The following is a 19,039-nucleotide window of genomic DNA, read 5'->3' on the forward strand; positions in this document are numbered from 1 at the left end:
TTTACTTGGTCACGTCCCAGTAGGCGACAGAGGTGATCGCCCCGCCGAGGCTCAGCCCTTCGACATTGTCGGCCATGCCAGCCTGTTCGATCAGCTGGAACATGATGGCAAAGGGAGCTGTGTCGCGGAACTCTGCCTGAATTTCGTGGTACATCTCGGCGCGCTTGTCGGTGTCGCCCTCGACCACGGCGGCGGCAACCTTTTCCGTCAGCCCGCCGGTGTCCCAGCCGTTGCGCCAGGCCAGAAGACCGGTTGCATTGGCTTCGTCCGAGTTATCCGGGTTATAGGCAAAGGTCCCCGCATTGGTATGCGGATCAGGATAGTCCGGGCCCCATGCGCCCAGATAGATATCCAGTTCCCGCGCGCGGTATTTGCCCAAGATCTGTTTGCCAGTGCCAACCTCAAGGTTCAGCGTGATCCCGGCCTGTGCAAAGGTGTTTTGCAGCGACTGTGCAATTTCCAGCCGTTCCTGCGCCTCGCGCACACCGACCGTCAGCTCCAGATTCTCGACACCGGCCTCTGCCAGCAGCGCCTTGGCCTTTTCCACATCGAGCGAGAAGGGGTTTTCGTCCACAGCGCCCAGATAGGTCTTCGGCAGGAAGTTCTGGTGACCGACATACCAGTTCTTCAGGAAGCTGTTTTCCATCCCGTCATAGTCGATGAGATATTTCAGCGCCTGACGGACCTGCGGCTTCGACAGTTCCGGGTGTTTCTGGTTGAAGGAGACATACATCAGGCGGCCGCGCATTTCGCGCAGCACCTCGACACCCTCAACACCGGCCAGACCGTCCACATCCGAGGGCGTCAGATCGCGGGCCACGTCGATATCACCGCGTTCCAGCATCAGGCGCTGGGTGGCGCTTTCCTGAACGTGGCGCACGATGACGCGCTTCATTTCTGGCTCACCGCCATAATACGAGGGGTTTGCGCTCAGGGTGACACTTTCCTTCGGCTTCCAGCTGGCCAGGCTGTAGGGGCCGGAGCCTGCCGAATTGGTGGTCAGCCAATTGTTGCCCATATCGCCATCGACCTCATTGGCCATGACCAGTTCCTTGTCGACGATGGCGCCGATGGTCGCCGTAAGGCAGTTCAGAACAAAGGAGGTCGCATAGCGTTTGTCGGTGGTGATAGACAGCGTATTGCCATCAACCTTGATGGTTTCATCGACGTTTTCGGGCGTAAAGCCAAACTGCGTGATGATGAAGGACGGCGTCTTGTTCAGAATGACCGCGCGCTTCAGCGAAAACGCCGCATCCTCGGCCCGGACCGGGTTGCCAGACTGGAAGGTCACGCCTTCGCGCATGGTAAAGGTGATGGTGCGGCCATCCTCGGAGACGGTCCAGCTTTCGGCCAGATCGGGCTGATAGCCTGCGTCCAGATCGGAGGGGTCAAAGTTGACCAGCTTACCATAGATGTTGCGGATCACATCGGCACCCGCAAATTCAAAGCTCTGCGCCGGATCCAGCGTGGTGATATCGTCAATGCGGTTGGCGATAACCAGCATATTGGCGGGCGTCTCAGCCATGGTCGCCATCGGGGTGAGGCCAATCGCCAGCCCCAGCGCGGCGGTGCCAAGAAGGGTATGAATGGTTTTCATCTTTAACTCCCTATTGTGTTTTTGATCTTGGAATATCGCGCTGTTGTCAGCGTCTTGTTGTTGTGTGGGTCTGAACCGGAGCGCGCACCGGTCAGCTGCGCGCCTCCGTTTTCGGGCTGCGCCAGGTGGCATCCAGAACCCGCAGCCAGTTGTCGTGACATAGTTTTTTCATCAACGTCTCATCCACACCGTGGTGACGCAGAGCGGCGCGAAGCGCGGGCAGGCCTGCAACGGTCCTGATCTCCCGCGGTACGGTGGCCCCGTCGAAATCCGAGCCGAAACCAACCCGATCCTCGCCGAGCTGGCTGATCAGGTGGTCGATATGGCGCAGCATCCGGTCAATCGGGGTGTTTTCGTCCATCCGACCATCTTCGCGCAGAAAGGCGACCGCAAAGTTCAGGCCGACCATCCCGTCACTGTCGCGGATCGCGTGCAGCTGGCGGTCGGTGAGGTTGCGGCTGTGCGGCGTCAGCGCATGGGCATTGGAATGGGTGGCCACCAGCGGCGCTGCGCTCAGCTTGGCGACATCCCAGAAACCGGCCTCGTTCAGATGCGACAGGTCGATCATAACACCCAGATCATTGCAGCGCCGGATCAGCCGTTTGCCATCCTCCGTCAGCCCCGGACCGGTATCGGGTGATCCCGGAAACCGGAAGGGCACGCCATGGCCGAACCTTGTCGGGCGGCTCCACACCGGACCGATTGAGCGAAGCCCGGCCTGATAAAGCAGGTCGAGCATGTGGAAATCCGGATCAATTGCCTCCGCGCCCTCCATATGCAGCACCGCCGCCATCATCCCGGTCGAGAGGCAGTCGCGAATATCTTCGGTTGTGCGGCAGACCTTCAGCGCGCCGTCGCTTTCCAGCTGAAACAGCAGGGACGCCTGCGACAGCGCGACAGGGGCGGCATCGGCCCAGCTGATCGCCGCCGACAGCGGCATATCATAGCTGTCTGCCATCATCTCGTCTTCGCTATCCAGACTGTGGCCATCCGGAATATAGATCGCAAAGAAGCCGCCGCCAAAGCCGCCCGTGCGCGCTTTGGCCAGATCAATTTGGCGCCCGCCGTTGCCTTGGAACCCGTCCACGCCGGATGAAATATCGCGATTGTGCAATCGCAGCAAAACATCGTTGTGGCCGTCGAAAATCAGAGGGTCAGTCATATTTCTTCCTAATTCCCTGATATGAGGTCGTATCTTTTGCGCTAACGCAAGGGAATTTACGCCCGTTTCCGGGATAAGACGGACGAAGGCCCAAAAACTGCCATCTAACTGGGAGGAATGGCGTGACAGCGGTCATCTTGCCCGCTGGTCGTTCGACCGGGCCGGGAAGATGTTCGATTATCGCGCAATGGCGACTCGGCTGGTCAGGCCTGTTTCAGCCCGTAGGTGGCGAAGGCAGCAAGCGCCTCCTCCATCTGCGCCGTGCTTAGCAGTTTTGGTGTGCCGATGCTGCGGGCCAGTATGTACGTCCGCGCCAGACTCTCCAGCTCCACCATGCGCCACATCGCCCGCGCCAGCGTATCACCGGTCACGAGGGCCCCATGGTTTGCCATCAGGCAGGCGTGGCGGTCGGCCATGGCGTGGACGACATGATCCGACAATTCAGCCGTACCGAACAGCGCGTAATCCGCCAGCGGCACGTCATCTCCGCCAAAGGCCGCGACCATATAGTGGCAGGCCGGGATCGTCATGTGGTTCACGGCGAGAGCGCAGCAATGCGCCGGATGGGCATGGACGACCGCCATCGCCTCTGGCTTCGCCGCAAGCAGCGCCTGATGAAACTGCCACTCCGACGACGGGGCCGGCTGTGCATCCTCGGGATCAGGCCCGCCCGCAAGCGGCATTCGGACGATCATCTCCGGGCTCATCGCCTCATAAGGGATGCCGGACGGGGTGATCAGCATGTCACCCCCGGCGATCCGCAGGGAGATATTGCCGGAGGTGCCCTGGTTGATGCCGGTCCGGTTCATCTCCAGGCAGGCATCAATGATGGACTGACGCAGGGCGCGGCTGTCATCCGGGGCGGGTCTAGTCATGGCGCGGTCACCCGGCCTTGCGGATAAGATCGGGGAACAGCGCCGCCAGCCCCTCGGCAGAGGCATCGCAGATGCCGCGCTCTGTGATCAGCCCGGTGACCAGCCGATTGGGGGTCACGTCAAAGGCCGGGTTGCCGCAGACCGTGCCGTCCGGTGTCACACGCGCAAGCCCGATGTCGCCGCTATCAAGCACGCCCTGAACATGGCTTACCTCGCGGCTGTCGCGGTCCTCGATCGGGATCTCGGCAACGCCATCGGTCACCGTCCAGTCGATGGTCGGCGAGGGCAGGGCGACATAGAAGGGCACCCCGTTGTCATGGGCTGCCAGTGCCTTCAGATAGGTGCCGATCTTGTTGCAGACATCACCCTGACGCGTGGTGCGGTCGGTGCCGGTGATCACCAGGTCGACCTGTCCGTGCTGCATCAGATGACCGCCGGCATTGTCGGTGATGTAGCTGTGGCTAATACCATGGCTGCCCAGTTCCCAGGCGGTCAGCGCGCCCTGATTGCGCGGGCGGGTCTCATCGACCCAGACATGGATCGGAATTCCGGCATCATGGGCCTGATACATCGGGCTGGTGGCGGTGCCCCAGTCAACCGTGGCGATCCAGCCTGCATTGCAATGGGTGAGCAGCCGCACCGGCTCACCTGCGGGTTTCTTCTGTGCGATCTCACGGATCAGGGTCAGCCCGTAAGTGCCGATGCGCCGGTTGATTTCAACATCCTCATCGGCGATTGCATGGGCCAGTTTCAGTGCGGCGTCAGCACGCTCATCTTCGGGCAGGGGACGCAGGACCTCCATGCAGCGGTTTAGCGCCCAGCGCAGGTTGATCGCAGTGGGGCGGGTCGCATTGAGCTGCTCCCAAGCGGCCTCCAGCGCACCGTCCGAAGGATCAAGCTCGGCCGCCAGCGCCATGCCATAGGCGGCGGTGGCTCCGATCAGCGGCGCGCCACGCACCCGCATCTCGACGATGGCGGTCGCGAAATCATCCAGTGTTGCAACCGGCTGAATGCGAAACTCATGGGGCAGCCAACGCTGGTCGATAATCATCAGAACCGATTGATCCTCGTCCCACCAGAGCGAGCGATAATGTGTGCCGTTGACCTTCACTGCGGTGTCCTCCGTTGATGGCTGGCCCAGCGCCGCCGCTGATGCCGTCCTAGCGCATTGGCGGTAAAGTGCAATCCTCTTGCGCGCTAGCCGCCGCGCAACCTCTGCATGAGGTAGATTTCATTCTGGGGCCGGAGCGGTTCATCAAGACTGGCAGCAATGATCCGGCCGTCCACGGCAACGGATACGCCTGCGTCGAGAGCCGGTGCAAGTGCGGGATAGGCAGATTTGAGCGCTGCGATCATCGCGCCGATTGTGGTGGCCTGAACCTCCACTGCGTCCTGCCCATCTGCAAACCGTCGCAGGCCCGACCAGAGGTGTACGGTCAGGCGCGGTGTGCCCGCGCCCTGACCTGTGGTGCTGTACTCAGGTGCCATTGCGGCGCCTCAGCCCGTCTTGGCGCGCTGCTGATCCAGGGCGGCCAGAATGCGCGGTGGCGACATCGGCAGCGCATGCAACCGCACCCCCGCCGCCGCAGAGACTGCATTGGCGATGGCCGCGAGAGGCGGACAGATCGAGGTTTCGCCGACACCGCGCACGCCGAAGGGATGACCGGGGTTCGGCACCTCGACAATCACCGTGTCGATCATTGGCAGGTCCGAGGCGACGGGGATCCGATAGTCGAGGAACACCGCATTCTGCAACCGCCCGTCCTCGCCGTAGATATATTCCTCATTCAGCGCCCAGCCGATGCCCTGTGCGGCACCGCCCTGAAACTGACCTTCGACATAGGTGGGATGGATCGCCTTGCCCGCATCCTGAATGACCGTATAGCGCGTCACAGCGGTCTTGCCGGTTTCGGGATCCACCTCCGCATCGACGATATGGGTGGCAAAGGAGACGCCGGCCCCTTCGGGCGTCGCCTCGTAATGGCCCGAGATCGGTCCGCCGGTCTTGCCCATGTCGCGGGTAATCTCCGCCAGCGGCATCGGGTCGAAGTTGCCCGCATTGGGACCGGAGGGCACGGCATGGCCGTCCTCCCATTTCACAGCATCCTCGGGGATACCCCATTTGGCAGCGGCACGTTTGCTGAGCTTGGCCACGGCATCCTCTGCCGCCTTGATCGTGGCAAGGCCGCTGGCATAGGTCACCCGGCTGCCGTGGGAGACGTCGTTATAACCAAGCGTGGCAGTATCGGCGATGGTGACGCGGATGCTCTCATAGGGAATGCCCAGAACCTCTGCCGCCATCAGCGCCATGGAGGCGCGGGAGCCGCCGATATCGGGCGTGCCAACAGAAATCTGACAGGTGCCATCCTCTGACAGCGACAATGACACCGAGGTTTCGCCACCATGGTTAAACCAGAAGCCGCAGGAGATCCCGCGCCCCTGACCGGGTTTCAGCGGGGCATTGTAGTGGGGATGCGCCTTGGCAGCCTCGAGCGTTTCCACCAGACCAATGCGTTCGAACTTTGGCCCGTAGGAGGCTTTGGTGCCCTCGCGCGCGGCATTTTTCAGGCGCACTTCGATCGGGTCGAGATCCAATTTGCGGCAGAGCTCGTCAATCACAGATTCCACCGCGTAGGCCGCCATCGGCGAGCCGGGCGCGCGATAGGCCGCCTGTTTGGGGCGGTTGCTCATGACGTCATAGCCAATCTGCTGGACGTTCTTCAGATCATAGGGCGCAAAGGCACACATTGCGGTCATATCCGCAGGCGCACCCGGAAAGGCACCGCCCTGTAGGCGGAAGGTGCCCTGTGCTGCGGTGATGATACCGTCTGCGGTCATGCCGATCTTGATATCCATTGAGGTCGAGGAGGTGGGGCCGGTGGCGCGGAACACCTCGGGGCGGCTCATCACCAGTTTGACCGGGCGATTGGACTTGCGCGACAGGGCCAGTGCGACAGGTTCGATGAACACCGTGGTCTTGCCGCCAAAGCCACCGCCGATTTCCGAGGCGGTGACGCGCAGCTGCGATGTCTCAATCCCCAACAGCGCCGCGCAGTTCTTCTGCACATACCAGTGGCCCTGCGTACAGCACCACAGTTCACCCTTGCCGTCCTGTCCCAGCTGGGCAAGGCAGGCATGGGGTTCGATATAGCCCTGATGCGTGGCCTCGGTGACAAAATGCTCCTCGACCACCAGATCGGCCTTGGCAAAGCCCGCCTCGACATCGCCATGGCCGCTTTCGTGGTAGCGCACCACGTTTGGGTGCATCCCCTCCGGCACAGAGTAATCGGCAGCGCCCTCGCGGATCACCGGTGCATCCTTGGCCATCGCCTTATCGACATCGGTCACATGGGGCAGCACCTCATACTCGACCTCGATCAGCTTCAGCGCGTCACGAGCGGCGAGGGCCGAGGTGGCCGCCACAGCCGCGATGGCATGGCCATCATAGAGCGCGGTATCGCCCGCCATCACGTTTTCCAGCACATTCCATTGTTCGCCTTCCAGCCCCGGCGCGGGTTTGATGGCGTCCGAGAAATCGGCACGGGTGACAATCGCCTTCACATCGCTCAGCGCCTCGGCCTTGCTGGTGTCGATATGTTTGATCCGGGCATGGGCGTGAGGGCTGCGCAGGATGGCCCCAAAGAGCATTCCCGGTGCCGTGATATCGGCGCCAAAGCGCGCCTTGCCCGTGACCTTGTCCAGACCATCGGGGCGGTTGGGACGGGTGCCCACCTGGGTGAAATCGGTCTTGCGTTGATCCAGAGCCATTATGATGCCTCCCGCATCTCTGCCGCCGCGTCCATGACGGCGCGAATGATCTTGTCATAGCCGGTACAGCGGCACAGATTGCCCGCCAGCCAATAGCGCACTTCGGTCTCGCTGGGGTCGGGGTTCTTCTCCAGCAGCGCCTTGGCCGCGACCAGAATGCCCGGCGTGCAGATACCGCATTGCAGCGCGGCGTGGTCGATGAACTTCTGTTGCAGCGGATGCAGTGTTTCGCCAGCACCGATGCCTTCGACGGTGGCGATTTCCTGGCCTGCGGCTTCGACGCCGAGCACCAGACAGGAACAGACCAGCCGCCCATTGAGAGTGATCGAACAGGCGCCACAGTCGCCGGTGCCGCAGCCTTCCTTGGCACCGGTAAGGTTCAAACGGTCGCGCAGCACATCAAGCAGCGTTTCGCGCGGATCGCAGAGGTAATCGACGGCATCGCCGTTGACGGTGGCCGAGACGTGGATCTTCGTGCTCATGCTTTGTCTCCCTTGGCGCGGGCATAGGCGGTTTCTGCGGCGCGGCGGGCCATCACGCCCGCCACCTGCGTGCGAAAGGCAATGGTGCCGCGTTTGTCGGTGATCGGTGAGCAGGCATCAGAGGCAGCGGTGGCCAGTCGCCCCAAGGCCGCGTCGTCCAGCCTGGAGCCGATCAGGGCATCGGCACAGGCCTGCACCAGCAGTACCGTGGGCGCGACAGCTCCGAGGGCAACGCGGGCATCCGCGACGGTGTCGCCCTCCAGCCGAAGCCAGACACCACAGCCGACCACGGCGATGTCCATCTCGGTTCGCGGGATAAACCGCAGATAGGCGTCGCCCTGACCGGGCACGGCGGGCGGCAGATGCACCGCCGTGATCAACTCGCCGGGCTTCAGCGTGGTCTTGCCGGGAGCTGCCGGAATATCCACGACCGCGGCGCGGCGATTGCCGTCAGGTCCGGTGATGCTGACCGATGCACCTGCCGCAACCATAGCCGGCACGCTGTCGGCGGCAGGGGAGGCATTGCAGAGGTTGCCGACAAGCGTGGCCCGGCCCTGCACCTGGGTGGATCCGATCAGGTCCATCGCCTCGACCACGCCCGGCCATGCGGCGGACAGGTCATCATGTTCGGACATTTCGGCTCCGGCCACCGCGGCGCCGATGGTCCAGCTGCCATCGCTTTCCTTGCGGATGTCGCGGACGCCATCAATCGCCTTGATGTCGATCAGCGTATCCGGCGTGACGATATCGGCGCGCATCTGCACCAGCACATCGGTGCCGCCGGCCAGAACACGGGTAACCCCCGATGCTGAAGCCGCCAGCTCCGCCGCTTCGGCAAAGCTGGTTGGTCGGTGATAGTTCATTGGGACTGTCCTTTTGCTGGCCTGCTGCAGGTGGCTGATGGGTGGGTCCGGATGTCCGGGGCATGGAATGCGCTGCGGGCTGTCTCGACGCATATGCCTGGCGGCGGGCCAAGGCGGTGCGCTTTTCGGTATCTTGCGTCCTTGCGCAGTCTTCGGCAAGCCGCCATCGCAGCCGGTTTTGGACATAGGCGTGAAATCTCACGCTCGCAAAGCACAATCGGCAGTGATGTTCACATACCGCACAGGGCAACGACCGAAGGCGCGCTTAGGTGGCAGGGGCCCATAAACGGGGAGGGTATTGCGCTTTTGCCCCTTGCGGTGTCGGATCCAGTCTTTTATGGCGGCGGCAATTCCAGAAATCTTCTAGAAAATATCGCCATCAAAGGGGTTTGAATGGCGAAGTTGGGTTGCGCATGGGTGTGACAATCTGCCACAGTGCGCCGAATCCAATGGATGTGGATGCGGGGGAATATTCCGGGATTGGTATCAGATACGCTGAAACCTCGTGCCTGCGGGGCCACGGGCAGATCGTAAGCCTTGACTTGGTCTGATGCGCCTGAAACGCTTTAACCGCTGGACCTGCCGGAAATTGTTGCCAGAACGCGCGACAAAACACACCTGGCGTCTACATGTCCCCAAGGGTTCAACGACCCCAGCCGCGCCGTGTGCGGCTCTACGGTTTCGAAGACAAAAACGTGGGAGAACACTACATATGACCAACACCAAGCTGGCCGTTAGCGCCCTTGTGGCTACCGCCTTCATGGCACCTGCCGCGATGGCAGAAGAATTCATCACAATCGGTACCGGCGGTGTGACCGGCGTGTACTACCCGACCGGTGGCGCGATCTGCCGTCTGGTCAACAAGACCCGCAAAGAGCACGGTATCCGCTGCTCCGTGGAATCCACCGGTGGCTCCGTCTACAACATCAACACCATCCGTGATGGTGAGCTGGAATTCGGTGTGGCGCAGTCCGACTGGCAGTACCACGCCTATAACGGCACCTCCAAATTCGAAGAGCAGGGCGCCTTTGAAGGTCTGCGTGCCGTGTTCTCCGTTCACCCGGAGCCCTTTACCGTTGTGGCGCGTGCCGATGCCGGCATCACCAATTTCGACGACCTCCAGGGCAAGCGCGTCAACATCGGCAACCCCGGTTCCGGTCAGCGCGGCACCATGGAAGTGCTGCTGGAAGCCAAGGGCTGGGGCATGGACAGCTTTGCGCTGGCAACCGAGCTGAAGGCCGCCGAACAGTCCGCAGCGCTCTGCGACAACCAGATCGACGCCATGGTCTACACCGTTGGCCACCCCTCCGGCTCGATCCAGGAAGCCACCACCGCCTGCGACTCCGTCCTGGTGACCGTGGATGGCGAAGCGGTTGAAAAGCTGATCGCTGACAACTCCTTCTACCGGACTGCAACCATTCCCGGCGGCATGTACCGTGGCTCCGACGCGGATGTGAGCACATTCGGCGTTGGCGCGACCTTCGTGACCTCTGATCAGGTCTCGGACGAGGCGGTCTACACCGTGGTAAAAGCGGTCTTTGAAAACTTCGAAGACTTCAAAAAACTGCACCCGGCCTTCGCCAACCTGAAGCCTGAGGAAATGGCAACTGCGGGCCTGTCCGCACCGCTGCATCCCGGCGCGGCGAAGTACTACAAAGAACAGGGCTGGGTTGAATAACCAGACCGATTGATCGAACGGGGCGCCATGGCGCCCCGTTTTGCACCTGCGGTCTCCACGTCCGCTGACCGGGGTGTCAAGAACAAGTGGAGCAGTACCTGCACCCAAGCGGTACGAGCTTTCGAGGGGAACCATCATGACAAGTGAAACACAGGGCAAAGGTCCGCTGTCGGAGGAAGAGCTTCAGGCTCTTGTTGCCTCATCAGACTCCGGCGCCCGCAACCCGATTGGCAGCGTAGGGCTGTTCCTGGCCATTGTGGCCTGCATCTGGTCGGTCTTTCAGGTGCTGCTGGCCTCTCCGGTTGCCAATCTCGTGCTACCGGGCAGCGTCGTAAACAATGCGCGCCAGATCCATCTGGCCTTTGCCATTTTTCTCGCCTATGCGGCCTATCCCGCGCTGAAGAGCAGCCCGACGGACCGGATCCCGGTTCAGGACTGGATCCTGGCGCTGATGGGCACATTTACCGCACTTTATGGCTATATCTTCTACGAGAAGATCGTGAATGCCGGTGGCAAGGGTGATGACATCGACACGGTCTTTGCTGCGATCGGTCTTGTGCTGCTGTTTGAGGGCGCGCGCCGCGCCCTTGGCCCGGCGATGGCAATCGTGGCCTCTGTGTTCCTGCTGTATGTTTTCTTCGGCTCATCCGAGCTGGTCCCCGATGTGATCCGCTGGAAAGGCGCATCGCTGGACCGCGCGATGGAGCAGATGTGGATCACCTCGGAAGGTGTGTTTGGAATCGCGCTGGGGGTGTCGACGAAATTCGTGTTTCTCTTCGTGCTGTTCGGTGCACTTCTGGATAAGGCGGGTGCCGGCAATTACTTTATCAAGATGGCCTTTGGCGCGCTTGGTCACCTGCGCGGCGGCCCGGCAAAGGCGGCGGTGGTCGGCTCTGCCGCAACCGGTCTGATCTCCGGCTCCTCGATTGCCAATGTCGTGACCACCGGTACCTTCACCATTCCGCTGATGAAGCGGGTTGGCTTCACCTCGGAGCAGGCCGGTTCGGTAGAGGTTGCCTCCTCTGTCAATGGCCAGATCATGCCGCCGGTTATGGGCGCGGCTGCGTTTCTTATGGTGGAATATGTCGGCATTTCTTATGTCGAGGTGATCACCCATGCGTTCCTGCCGGCGACGATCTCCTATATCGCGCTGATCTACATCGTGCATCTGGAAGCCGTAAAGCGGAAGATGCCGACCCTGGGCAACCGCGAAGTAAACCTGATGCGCACGGCGCTGGGTATGCTGAGCTTCTTCCTGATGTTTGCGGGGCTGTGCTATGGCACCCAATTCCCGGTTGATGCGATCGAAGCCGTCGCACCAAGTGCAGCCGGCCTGATCATCACCTGTCTGGTTGCATTGGTCTATGTCGCGCTGGTCTATATGGCAGCGCAGGTTCCCGACCTTGAACCCGATGATCCCAACGCCAAGGACATCGAACTGCCCGAGGTTGGCGAGATCTACAAGGCCGGTCTGCATTACCTGCTGCCGATCATCGTGCTGGTCTACTTCCTGATGATCGAACAGAAATCGCCGGGACTGTCGGCTTTCTGGGCGACCGCCTTGCTATTCGTGATCCTGCTCACCCAGAAACCGCTGAAGGCGCTGTTCCGCGGACAGAGCAACCTGCTGCACAACTTCATGGATGGGCTCAACGACCTGTGGCACGGCATGGTGGATGGTGCGCGCAACATGATCGGCATCGCGCTGGCAACAGCAACAGCCGGCGTGATCGTGGGCACGGTGACCCTCACCGGCGTTGGTCAGGTCATGGCCGATCTGGTTGAGTTCCTGTCGGGCGGCAACCTGATCCTGATGCTGGTGATGGTAGGGCTGTTGTCCCTGATCCTCGGCATGGGTCTGCCCACGACGGCGAACTACATCGTTGTCAGCTCGCTGATGGCTGGCGTTGTGGTAGAACTGGGGGCGCAATCAGGTCTGATCGTGCCGCTGATCGCGGTGCATCTATTTGTGTTCTACTTCGGCATCATGGCGGATGTGACACCGCCTGTGGGCCTTGCGAGCTTTGCCGCGGCGGCTGTCTCCGGGGGCGATGCGATCCGTACCGGCTTCATCGCCTTCTTCTACAGCCTGCGCACCGTGGCGCTGCCGTTTGTGTTCATCTTCAACACCGATCTTCTGCTGATTGATGTCACCTGGGCTGAGGGGATACTGGTTGCGGTGACCGCCACCATTGCGATCCTTGTCTTTACTGCCGGCACCATGGGATATTTCCTGACCCGCAGCCGGATCTATGAAAGCGTGGCGCTGGTGGCAATTGCCTTTGCAATCTTCCGTCCCGGCTTCTTCATGGATTACATCCAGCCGCCGTTCACGCAGGTGGAGCCGGCCGAACTGGTCACCGCGCTCGACGATGTCCCCGAAGGCACCGAAGTGCGCGTGAAAGTGGCGGGTCCCGATTTCGACACTGGCGAGATGACCGAAACCACTTTGGTTCTGACCGTCGGCGCAGAGGGCGGGCAGACAAGCCTCGATCAGTTCGGACTGCTGCCGCTGGAAGAAGACGGCATTGTCAAACTGGAAGAGCCGATGTTCGGCACCCCGGCGCAGCCGATGCTGGACGGGTTTGATTTCTATCTGGATGACCCGGTATCCTTGACCTCGGTGCAGGTGCCGTCGGATCAGCTGCCCAAGGAGCTGATCTTTATCCCGGCGCTGCTGCTGCTGGGGCTTGTTGCCCTGATGCAGACGGGCCGTGCCCGCAAAGAGGAGGCAATGGCATGAGTAAATCTGTTCTCTGCGCGCTGGAACTGAACGGCGACACGACGGACCGCAAGGTGCTGGCAGAGGCGGCCCGACTGGCCGATCTGGATGGCGCGCAGCTGGATGTCGTCAATGTGCTGCCCGATTTTGGCGAAAGCTGGGTCTCGGGGTTCTTCGAAGAGCACCACCATGAACGCGCGGTAAAGGAAACCGCAGATCATCTGGGCAAGCTCTGCGAGGAGGTCCTCGGCGCCGAACGCAACGCCAAGGTGCGGCATCTGGTGGCCACCGGCAAAGCCTATCAGGAAATCCTGAAGGTCGCGGACAAGGCGGGAACCGATCTGATCGTGATCGGCGCGCATAAGCCGGAGCTGTCGGATTATCTGCTGGGACCCAATGCGGCGCGGGTGATCCGCCATTCCACCTGTTCGGTCTATGTGGTGCGCTGATCCGCAGGCATTCTAACCGCATATCTCCGGATTTAAGGGGCGCCCGATCGGGCGCCCCTTTTTCCGTCGCCCATGCGCCCGGTCTGCCTTTAGTCGGGAGGCGGCGCGTAACCTGTCATCTCCAGATATCCCTTACCGCTGTGGCTGCCAGTGATCCGCACCGGTCCCTCCCAATAGGGAAAGGACATCGCCATCCAGGCCTGCGGGTTCAGCGCGGTGACTTCGATATCGAGGCCGCGTTCGGGCAGGCGCAGGTTCCACTCCGTTGGGACCGCGCGACCGGCAACCTGTGTCAGCCCGCGCGGCGTCGCCTGAAGATGCCCCGGCTCCAGCGGAGAGGGCGTGCCATCGGCTGCGATCCATGTGCCTGAGGTGAACAGGCTGCTTCCCCGCAACTGAAACCCCATCAGCTTTTCGCCACTATCAAAGCGCAGCGAAAACCAGTCCCAGCCGCTCTGATCCTCAGACAGGGGCTGGCTTGACCATTCACGGTCCAGCCAGCCTTCTCCGGTCACCTGCACCGGGCCGCCGGGCAGCTGCAATGTGCCGCTCAGCTGATAGTGCGGCTGGGAATAATAGTAGCTGGCCTGTCCATCCGCCGATTTCACCGAATAGCCGCCATCTCCCTGCAAGACCAAGGGACCATTGGCTGTGAGAGAGAGATCATAGCGAAAATCCTGCCCGGTCGCGCGCAGGCTCAGCGCGTCCAGACCGGCATCGCGGCCGCGCATGAACCAATCGTCGATATAGGCCTCAAACGGAGCGGTGCTGACACCGGCCTGCCCAATGCCACCCCGCGCCAGCCGCTCGGCGTGAAAATGGGCGTCGGGCGTCGTCAGACCAGCGTGGCCCATCCAGATCTGGGGGTCTTCCCAGGCGGATGCGGTCGGCATCGAACGGGCATCACCCGGTTGCAGGGCAGACCGGAACAGCGTCCACTGAACCCCGTAGTCACGCCCGTCATCTCCGGTCAGATTGGCGGTCAGATACCACCACTCGATGCGGAACTCGGGGTGGGCGCCGTGATCACGCGGGAAAACCAGCTGGGTGCCGCGTGCAGGTACTGCAAACCCGTCCACCTCGGTTCCGAGCCCGGCATATCCCTGCGCCGCAGCCGGACCGGCAAGCCGGATGACCAGCACCAGCACCGCGACAAGGCCGCAGAAAATCGCTTGGAGAGCAGGCTTAACGTTCATTGGCAAAGACCCTCAGCAGATCGGCGGGTTTCAGCTTTGACAGCCGCCGTGCCGGCAGGGCCGCCGCCAGCGCGGCCGCCGCCAGCGCCATCAGGAACAGCCTTAGCCAGTCCAGCGGAAACAGAAACATCGGCAGGCGCCAGCCGAAGGCTTCGACATTGACAACCGCGAGCAATGCCCAGCCCAGCAACAGGCCGAGAGGCAGGGCGAGCAGGGCCGTCAGCCCGGCCAGGATCACGCTGCGTAGAAGTTCATATCTGGCCAGTTGACGGCGTGTCAGCCCCATCGCCCAGATCGGCGCCAGCTGCGGCAGACGTTGGCTCCAGAGCGTCAGCAGGCTGGTCAGCATTGCAAAGCCAGCGACGCCGAAAGTCAGCAGATTCAGCGCTCCGGTCACGACAAAAGTACGGTCAAAAATCGCCAGCGACTGCCGTTTAAGCGCGCTCTGGTCGATGAAGGCACTGGACGGCAGATCGAAATCCTGTTGCAGCTGACGGCGCAGGCGCGCCACGTCCTCAACCGGCAGACGCAGGCCAAAACGGCGGTTCTCGATCAGCGGGCGATGCTCCAGCAGGGTGGCGAGACCGACAATCGCCTGCGGGTTGGGGTTGCCATAGTCGGAATAGACGCCTGCTATCCGCATGTGCCATTCCGGTGCAATCTGCAGTAGATCTCCGGTTTCCAGGTCGCCACGGCGCGCCAGCTGTTCGTTGATCAGCGCGCCGCTGCCGTCGGCCACCTGCTGCCAGACGGTTGCGTCGGCCTGCAACAGCGGCCAGTTGTCGCGATAGGTGGCATCATCGACCACACCGTAAACGTCCATCGGGGCGCCGCTGTAGCGCTCATCACTGTGGCGGATTGGCAGGGCGCGGATACCCCTCTCCGCCAGCCAGGGCAGCACCTCATCGGCCATCTCGTCGCGCGGAAGCGTCATATAGAGCTCCGAGGCCAGCCGTTGATCTAACCAGGCAAGGAAGGTGAGGCGAAAGCTGGAAACCATTGTGCCAACACCGATATTTGTCGCCAGCGCCAGAAGAAGTGCCATCAGCGCCAGCGACAGACCCGGCAGCTGCGCGCGCATGTCCGCCCATAACCAGAGCGTCACCGGGCCACGCGCCATTCGGGTTCCGACCAAGGCCAGCCGCGATAGCGTCAGCGGCAGCAGCAGCGCGGCCCCCAGCATCAGACAGCCGAGAAAGACAAAGCCAGCCAGCAGCCCGTCGAACAGCACCGGTATTGCTGCCGCCGCCAGCACCATCAGCGCACCGGTCGCAGCAGAGAGCCGATGGCCACGCAGCGCCTGCTGACCGCGCGCGGTTGCAGCTGGCGCTGCGAGAATGGGCAATCGCGACAGGCTGTACCAGCTTTGACCACCGGCCAGCATCATGCCTGCCAAGGCCATCGCAAGGCCAGAAAGCACCCAACCTGGACGCAGGTTCAGGCTGCCATCGACCGAGGCGCCATATAGCCCCGAAAGGGTTGCGCTGACACCGGGAAGGAGAGCCGCCGCGATCAGATAGCCAAGGATCAGGCCAAGCAAGGCCGCCGCAAGCGTGATTGCCAATAGTTCAGTAAAAACAAGCCAGACCAAAGTATTGAGCGGTAACCCTAAACTGCGCAGGCTGCGGAACATGCCGCGTCTCTGCTCAATCCCCAATGCGATGGTGCCCTGCACGATGAACAGGCCCACCGCAAAGGACAGCAGCCCAAAGGCGGTGAGGTTGAGGTGAAAACTGCGGGTGAGCTGCGCCGTATCCGCGCCGGTTGATGCGCTCTGCAAACGCAGGTCAGGCACCAGTTCGCCCAGCGATCTGAGCCCGCTGGGTTGCGCATCCAGCACCATCAGGCGGCTGATCGCATCCGGTCGCGCGAGCAGTCGCGCCGCAGTCGCTATGTCACTGATCAAAACGTCTCGGGGGACCGCTGTGCTGCGCGTTGTCGGAGGCAGATCAAGATCGAGGCCGGTCACATCCGTCTCGGGGTGCAAGAACAGGTGACCAGGTGCCAGCAGCAGATCCGCCGGGGAAAGCGCCACGGATGTGTCGCCGTCGGATTCCGTCGCGGTTCCGGCTTCGCTCAGCCGTTCCATCATCGGATGCGAGAGGATATCAATGCCCACCATCTCAAGGCTCCTTCCGTCGGGGCCTTTTTGTTGGTTTATGAGGTCACCGATCAGTATCGGCGAGAGCTGCCAACCTTCACGTCGCAGCGCAACATATTGAGAAATATTAATATCTCCCTCTGGATTTACGAGATAGCTTTGTCCGGACGGGGAGATGCGCGCTGCGGCTTCGGCATAGCTTGCACGCGCCTCGGCATTGATCGCCTGCACCGCAGACCAGAGCGCGGTGGCCAGCGCGAGACCGGTGATCAGCATGGCCAATTGCAGCGGGTGCTGGCGCCAGTGAGACAGGATCGCGGAGAATGCAGCCGCTCTCATGTCCCGGCCTCACGCAGGCGGCCATTGCTGAGGTGGATTTGCCTGTCTAGCAAGCCCGCAATGGCCTGCGAATGGGTCACGAGCAGCAGCGCCGCGCCAGTTTCCCGCACCAGATCCAGCATCAGCTCCATGACCGAAGCACTCGACGTTTCGTCCAGATTACCGGTCGGCTCATCCGCCAGCAGCAGCTTTGGGCGCAGCGCCAGCGCGCGGGCGATAGCGACCCGCTGCTGCTGTCCGCCAGACAGCTGTTCGGGGTAGCGCCGCTGTAGTTCGGCCAGCCCCAGCCGACGGGTCAATGCCTCGATCCAAGGGGCATCAACCGTGTCTGCCAGCCGGGCATGCAGGCTGATGTTCTGACCAACGGTCAGGGCCGGGATCAGGTTGAACTGCTGAAACACAAGGGACACATGTCGTCGCCGCAGCGCCGCGCGCCCGGTGTCATCCAGCTCGGCGAGGGACACATCATCCACCACTATGCGGCCGCGGTCGAACTGATCCAGCGCGGCCGCCAGATGCAGCAACGTGCTTTTGCCGGATCCGCTGTCTCCGGTGAGTGCGAGGCTGCTCCCGGCGGCCAGATCCAGCGAGACACGGTCCAAAACCGGAACAGCGCCGGACGGCCCCGAATAGGACTTGCTGACCTCCTCAATGATTAGCATCGACGTATAACCTTTTGCGGTTGTTATGGTTTGTCCGACTGCGCCGCGATACATCCCGCGACCAGACAGGCTGATCTTGTAGGCTGACCTTTCCGGGGATCCCGGCCCAAGACAACAGATAACATTGACGCGCCCTGATGTAGGCCCCATTTGAAGCTTGCCCATGCAATAATGGGGTTGGGCTCAACAAAGGCTATGCCATGTCGCTGTTCTCACTGCCATTCCGCTGGTCATCGCGAGGTCTGGCACCTGCCATTCTGGCCGCTCTGGCAGCGGTCCCACTAACGGAGGTCGCCGAGGCGCAAACGGCATCCGGCAGCCGCGAAGCGCTCTGCCGCAGCCGGGCGGAGGCCTACGCCGGCGCGCCGCGCAGTGATGCCCCTGACGGTCTGCGGCTGGGCAATGATCGCGCCGGGATCACTTTCTCCGGGACAGTTCGGATCGGGATCAGTGTGCAGGAGGGCAAGCTGCGCCGCGCGAGATCACGCAGCGGTTCCGAAGCCGAGGACCGCGATGATTACTTCAACACGCCCGAGGCGCAGCGCAAGCGGCTGGTCAAACAGTACTATCGCGATTGCATGTCGCAGCGCTGATTTCGTAGACTGCGCCAAAATCGGAGCCGTGAGCCGAGCCGATCGCGGCTGATCGACAGATCCATCGGCGCAAGGTCAACGAATGAGGGCAGGGACATGACACTCATCCAGCAGCTGCTGCTCGGCAGCCTGTACCTTGGGATCTGCCTTGTCGTGGAGGCTGGGTTGCTGGTGTTCTGCATCCATGTTCTGCGCAGACGGCTTGGCGTGCTGCAACGTGGGCGGCGCTTTGTGCAGATGAGCGCAGTGCTGGCGGTTGCGATCGGGCTGATCGTCTTTGCCCATACGCTGCAGGTCTGGATCTGGGCCACGGCGCTGATTTTCTCTGGTGCCATAGGTGACTGGAATACTGCGATTTATTTCTCGCTCGCGACCTATACCACCCTCGGCTACGGCGATATCGTCCTTGGCGAGGGGATGCGGATCTTTGCCGCGTTCGGCGCAGTTACCGGGCTCTTTGCCTTTGGCATCAGCACGGCGTTTCTGGTGGCTGCATTGCGAGAGGTGTTCCTGCTGGAAGATACCGCGCCGGTGAGAGTGCGCTGACCCGTC

Annotated in this window: 16 protein-coding genes; 5 read left to right on the top strand and 11 right to left on the bottom strand. The window is 62.0% G+C overall.

Annotation, left to right across the window (positions count from 1 at the left end):
* Nucleotide 1 precedes the first annotated feature (1 nt).
* From VWZ87_RS05650 to VWZ87_RS05685, 8 genes are all read right to left on the bottom strand, one after another.
* On the bottom strand, nt 2-1,597 hold the full coding sequence (locus tag VWZ87_RS05650) for an ABC transporter substrate-binding protein (RefSeq protein ID WP_340545620.1): 1,596 nt from the start codon (nt 1,595-1,597) through the stop codon (nt 2-4).
* Nucleotides 1,598-1,688: 91 nt separating this feature from the next.
* A complete protein-coding gene (locus VWZ87_RS05655) occupies nt 1,689-2,759 on the bottom strand; it encodes a dipeptidase (RefSeq protein WP_416534907.1) in 1,071 nt (356 codons plus the stop codon).
* Between the two features lie 203 nt (nt 2,760-2,962).
* Nucleotides 2,963-3,634, bottom strand: coding sequence for a class II aldolase/adducin family protein (locus VWZ87_RS05660; RefSeq protein WP_416534908.1), 672 nt, complete (start codon nt 3,632-3,634; stop codon nt 2,963-2,965).
* 7 nt (nt 3,635-3,641) lie between these two features.
* Nucleotides 3,642-4,745 carry an S-methyl-5-thioribose-1-phosphate isomerase gene (mtnA, locus tag VWZ87_RS05665; protein ID WP_416534909.1) on the bottom strand — a complete coding sequence of 368 codons (1,104 nt, stop codon included), beginning with the start codon at nt 4,743-4,745 and terminating at the stop codon, nt 3,642-3,644.
* Between the two features lie 86 nt (nt 4,746-4,831).
* Nucleotides 4,832-5,122 carry a MoaD/ThiS family protein gene (locus VWZ87_RS05670; RefSeq protein WP_416534910.1) on the bottom strand — a complete coding sequence of 97 codons (291 nt, stop codon included), beginning with the start codon at nt 5,120-5,122 and terminating at the stop codon, nt 4,832-4,834.
* Between the two features lie 9 nt (nt 5,123-5,131).
* A complete protein-coding gene (locus tag VWZ87_RS05675) occupies nt 5,132-7,402 on the bottom strand; it encodes a xanthine dehydrogenase family protein molybdopterin-binding subunit (RefSeq protein WP_416534911.1) in 2,271 nt (756 codons plus the stop codon).
* Nucleotides 7,402-7,884, bottom strand: a complete 483-nt coding sequence (locus tag VWZ87_RS05680; protein WP_416534912.1) for a (2Fe-2S)-binding protein — start codon at nt 7,882-7,884, stop codon at nt 7,402-7,404. The genes VWZ87_RS05675 and VWZ87_RS05680 overlap by 1 nt, the downstream gene beginning before the upstream one ends.
* Nucleotides 7,881-8,747 (bottom strand): FAD binding domain-containing protein, encoded by an 867-nt coding sequence (locus VWZ87_RS05685; RefSeq protein ID WP_416534913.1) that lies wholly within the window; start codon nt 8,745-8,747, stop codon nt 7,881-7,883. The genes VWZ87_RS05680 and VWZ87_RS05685 overlap by 4 nt, the downstream gene beginning before the upstream one ends.
* A 712-nt stretch (nt 8,748-9,459) precedes the next feature.
* On the opposite strand from VWZ87_RS05685, the gene VWZ87_RS05690 reads away from it, so the two are divergent.
* The 3 genes from VWZ87_RS05690 (at nt 9,460) to VWZ87_RS05700 (ending at nt 13,596) form a co-directional block, all read left to right on the top strand.
* Entirely contained in the window at nt 9,460-10,425 is a 966-nt protein-coding gene (locus tag VWZ87_RS05690) for a TAXI family TRAP transporter solute-binding subunit (protein WP_340545612.1), read from the top strand.
* A gap of 136 nt (nt 10,426-10,561) precedes the next feature.
* Complete coding sequence (locus VWZ87_RS05695; protein WP_416534914.1) at nt 10,562-13,168, top strand: TRAP transporter permease; 2,607 nt, start codon at nt 10,562-10,564, stop codon at nt 13,166-13,168.
* Nucleotides 13,165-13,596 carry a universal stress protein gene (locus VWZ87_RS05700; RefSeq protein WP_340545610.1) on the top strand — a complete coding sequence of 144 codons (432 nt, stop codon included), beginning with the start codon at nt 13,165-13,167 and terminating at the stop codon, nt 13,594-13,596. The genes VWZ87_RS05695 and VWZ87_RS05700 overlap by 4 nt, the downstream gene beginning before the upstream one ends.
* Before the next feature lie 89 nt (nt 13,597-13,685).
* Here the strand turns inward: VWZ87_RS05700 and VWZ87_RS05705 are convergent, their stop codons facing one another.
* The 3 genes from VWZ87_RS05705 to VWZ87_RS05715 are packed head-to-tail and all read right to left on the bottom strand — an operon-like array spanning nt 13,686 to nt 17,894.
* Complete coding sequence (locus VWZ87_RS05705) at nt 13,686-14,792, bottom strand: lipocalin-like domain-containing protein (protein ID WP_416534915.1); 1,107 nt, start codon at nt 14,790-14,792, stop codon at nt 13,686-13,688.
* Nucleotides 14,782-17,232, bottom strand: a complete 2,451-nt coding sequence (locus tag VWZ87_RS05710; RefSeq protein ID WP_416534916.1) for an FtsX-like permease family protein — start codon at nt 17,230-17,232, stop codon at nt 14,782-14,784. Before VWZ87_RS05710 ends, VWZ87_RS05705 begins: the two co-directional genes overlap by 11 nt.
* Nucleotides 17,229-17,894, bottom strand: a complete 666-nt coding sequence (locus VWZ87_RS05715; protein WP_416534917.1) for an ABC transporter ATP-binding protein — start codon at nt 17,892-17,894, stop codon at nt 17,229-17,231. Before VWZ87_RS05715 ends, VWZ87_RS05710 begins: the two co-directional genes overlap by 4 nt.
* A 200-nt stretch (nt 17,895-18,094) precedes the next feature.
* Here VWZ87_RS05715 and VWZ87_RS05720 point away from each other — a divergent pair, with 200 nt between their 5' ends.
* Nucleotides 18,095-18,487, top strand: a complete 393-nt coding sequence (locus tag VWZ87_RS05720) for a hypothetical protein (protein WP_416534918.1) — start codon at nt 18,095-18,097, stop codon at nt 18,485-18,487.
* Between the two features lie 96 nt (nt 18,488-18,583).
* Entirely contained in the window at nt 18,584-19,033 is a 450-nt protein-coding gene (locus tag VWZ87_RS05725; RefSeq protein ID WP_340545605.1) for a potassium channel family protein, read from the top strand.
* The last annotated feature ends 6 nt before the right edge of the window (nt 19,034-19,039 follow it).

Source organism: Phaeobacter sp. JH20_37 (assembly GCF_048056015.1).
Taxonomy (GTDB): domain Bacteria; phylum Pseudomonadota; class Alphaproteobacteria; order Rhodobacterales; family Rhodobacteraceae; genus Phaeobacter; species Phaeobacter bryozoorum.

What these genes read in the sequence shown, in the direction of transcription:
- VWZ87_RS05695 (WP_416534914.1), top strand. Translation starts at nt 10,562, where the DNA reads ATGACAAGTGAAACACAGGGCAAAGGTCCGCTGTCGGAGGAAGAGCTT.
- VWZ87_RS05715 (WP_416534917.1), bottom strand. Translation starts at nt 17,894, where the DNA reads ATGCTAATCATTGAGGAGGTCAGCAAGTCCTATTCGGGGCCGTCCGGC.
- VWZ87_RS05670 (WP_416534910.1), bottom strand. Translation starts at nt 5,122, where the DNA reads ATGGCACCTGAGTACAGCACCACAGGTCAGGGCGCGGGCACACCGCGC.
- VWZ87_RS05690 (WP_340545612.1), top strand. Translation starts at nt 9,460, where the DNA reads ATGACCAACACCAAGCTGGCCGTTAGCGCCCTTGTGGCTACCGCCTTC.
- VWZ87_RS05705 (WP_416534915.1), bottom strand. Translation starts at nt 14,792, where the DNA reads ATGAACGTTAAGCCTGCTCTCCAAGCGATTTTCTGCGGCCTTGTCGCG.
- VWZ87_RS05685 (WP_416534913.1), bottom strand. Translation starts at nt 8,747, where the DNA reads ATGAACTATCACCGACCAACCAGCTTTGCCGAAGCGGCGGAGCTGGCG.
- VWZ87_RS05720 (WP_416534918.1), top strand. Translation starts at nt 18,095, where the DNA reads ATGTCGCTGTTCTCACTGCCATTCCGCTGGTCATCGCGAGGTCTGGCA.
- VWZ87_RS05680 (WP_416534912.1), bottom strand. Translation starts at nt 7,884, where the DNA reads ATGAGCACGAAGATCCACGTCTCGGCCACCGTCAACGGCGATGCCGTC.
- VWZ87_RS05725 (WP_340545605.1), top strand. Translation starts at nt 18,584, where the DNA reads ATGACACTCATCCAGCAGCTGCTGCTCGGCAGCCTGTACCTTGGGATC.
- VWZ87_RS05650 (WP_340545620.1), bottom strand. Translation starts at nt 1,597, where the DNA reads ATGAAAACCATTCATACCCTTCTTGGCACCGCCGCGCTGGGGCTGGCG.
- VWZ87_RS05675 (WP_416534911.1), bottom strand. Translation starts at nt 7,402, where the DNA reads ATGGCTCTGGATCAACGCAAGACCGATTTCACCCAGGTGGGCACCCGT.
- VWZ87_RS05655 (WP_416534907.1), bottom strand. Translation starts at nt 2,759, where the DNA reads ATGACTGACCCTCTGATTTTCGACGGCCACAACGATGTTTTGCTGCGA.
- VWZ87_RS05700 (WP_340545610.1), top strand. Translation starts at nt 13,165, where the DNA reads ATGAGTAAATCTGTTCTCTGCGCGCTGGAACTGAACGGCGACACGACG.
- VWZ87_RS05710 (WP_416534916.1), bottom strand. Translation starts at nt 17,232, where the DNA reads ATGAGAGCGGCTGCATTCTCCGCGATCCTGTCTCACTGGCGCCAGCAC.
- VWZ87_RS05660 (WP_416534908.1), bottom strand. Translation starts at nt 3,634, where the DNA reads ATGACTAGACCCGCCCCGGATGACAGCCGCGCCCTGCGTCAGTCCATC.